Raw genomic sequence first — 1,668 nt, 5'->3', positions numbered from 1 at the left:
CATCAGGGCACTGCGGGCCGCCTCGTCGAGCTCGTGGGCGGTGGCCCGCTCCAGACGCCGCACGGCCAGCGCGGCGGCCTCGACGGCGTCGTCCACCAGGACGGTGCGCAGGCCCGCATCGAGGTCGGCGAGGCGGCGGCGGCGCATCGACTCGGCCACCTCCGGGGCGTAGTCCAGCGCGACCGGCTGCGCCGAGTAGACCTCCAGGCCGGCCGCGTGGGCCTCCGCCGCGAGCGCCCGGCTGAGCTCGTCGGCGAACCACTGGCCGTCGCGCAGGGCGGGCCCGGGGCCGGCGTTCGAGTCGCAGGGCAGCCGGCTGGCGGTGCGGCTGAGCACCGCGTGGATCTGCTCGCGCAGGTAGGCCTCGTGCTCGGCCACCGCGAGGACGGCCCGCGCGGTGTCCCGCACCCGCCAGACCACCAGCAGCCGTACGACGATCGGGGTGCCGGTGCGGTCGGTGACGGTGACCGGTTCGCTGCGCCAGTGACGCAGCCGGACGTCGATCCGGCGGCGGCGGACCAGCGGGTTGACCCAGACCAGTCCGGCCCGGCGGACGGTGCCGCGGTAGCGGCCCCAGCGGGTGAGCACGCGGGCCTCGCCGCCGGGGTTCGACAGCAGTCCGGCGAGGACGAGGACCATCAGCAGGCCGACCGCGGTGACCCCGGCGATCTCCGCGTCCACCAGGCCGGCCGGGCCGCTGCGGCGCAGGCCGTCCAGGCGGAGGTCCGGCAGGGCCTCGATCTGCGGCAGCAGCCCGGCCCGGGCGAGGATCACCACGATGCCGGCGGCGCCGAGCAGCAGGACGAGCAGGGCGAGCCAGCCGGGCAGGGCGAGCGCGTGGCGCTCGCGCAGGGCCTGGTCGACCCGGGGCGGGCGGCGGGCCGCGGGCGGTTCGGCCGGCCCGGCGTCAGGCCCGGCGGTCCGGCCGGGCGCCGCGAGTGCCGACACCGGGGTGAGCTGCTGGGTCGGCGGACCGTCCTGCTCGTCCCGCAGCAGCGGCGGGCCGGTGCGAACCGGCGTCGGGCCGCCCGTCGCGGCCGCGATCCTGCTGAAGGCGTGTCCGGTGGCGGCGGTGGACCCGGCGGAGCCGGACGCCGCAGCGCCACCGACCGGCGGGCGCGGTGGTCCGGCGGGGCCGGGGGCCGATCGCTGCGTTGAGTCGCGGGTGACGTCCATGCACCGATCCTCGGGTTGGCGTGTCGGGCAACGGGCGGACCGGATCTGACGGACCGTCCGATATCAGGCTAGGCGAAAAGTCATCAAATGGGACATTCACGATCATGTCGGCGTGTCGGCATCACGCCTGCTCACCGCCGTCGCCGGCCCGATCCGCGGGCCAGCAGCCGCCGCAGCAGCAGCCCCGAGCCGGCGGCCAGCAGCAGGCCGCCGCAGAACGCGGACCAGGGCGCGGAGACCCGGGCCGGCGGCACTCCGCCGGCGACGGGCGGCAGGGCCCGTGGATGTTCGGCCGGCGGCAGCGCCGACGGCGGGAGGGACGGGGCCGGACCGGACGGAGCGGCCGAACCCTCTGCACCGCCGGCACCCGCCGGCCCCCCGGCCGGTTGCCCGCCGCGGGGCGGGGCGGAGGTTGGCGGGCTGGCACCGCCGGGGGGGGGGGCGGCGGGGGGGGGGGGCGCGGCGGGGGGCGCGCGCGGCGGGCGCGGTGCC

At 78.9% G+C, this 1,668-nt stretch carries 2 protein-coding genes; both read right to left on the bottom strand.

Features of this window, described 5'->3' with window-relative positions; all coding sequences use genetic code 11:
- On the bottom strand, positions 1-1,176 hold a 1,176-nt coding region (locus ACFV0G_RS39055), incomplete at its 3' end, for an SPFH domain-containing protein (RefSeq protein WP_380558577.1).
- Positions 1,177-1,307: 131 nt separating this feature from the next.
- Positions 1,308-1,430, bottom strand: a complete 123-nt coding sequence (locus ACFV0G_RS39050; protein WP_380558574.1) for a hypothetical protein — start codon at positions 1,428-1,430, stop codon at positions 1,308-1,310.
- Positions 1,431-1,668: the final 238 nt, after the last annotated feature.

Source organism: Kitasatospora sp. NPDC059571 (assembly GCF_042735675.1).
Lineage (GTDB): Bacteria > Actinomycetota > Actinomycetes > Streptomycetales > Streptomycetaceae > Kitasatospora.
This window is presented reverse-complemented; position numbering and strand designations above follow the sequence as displayed.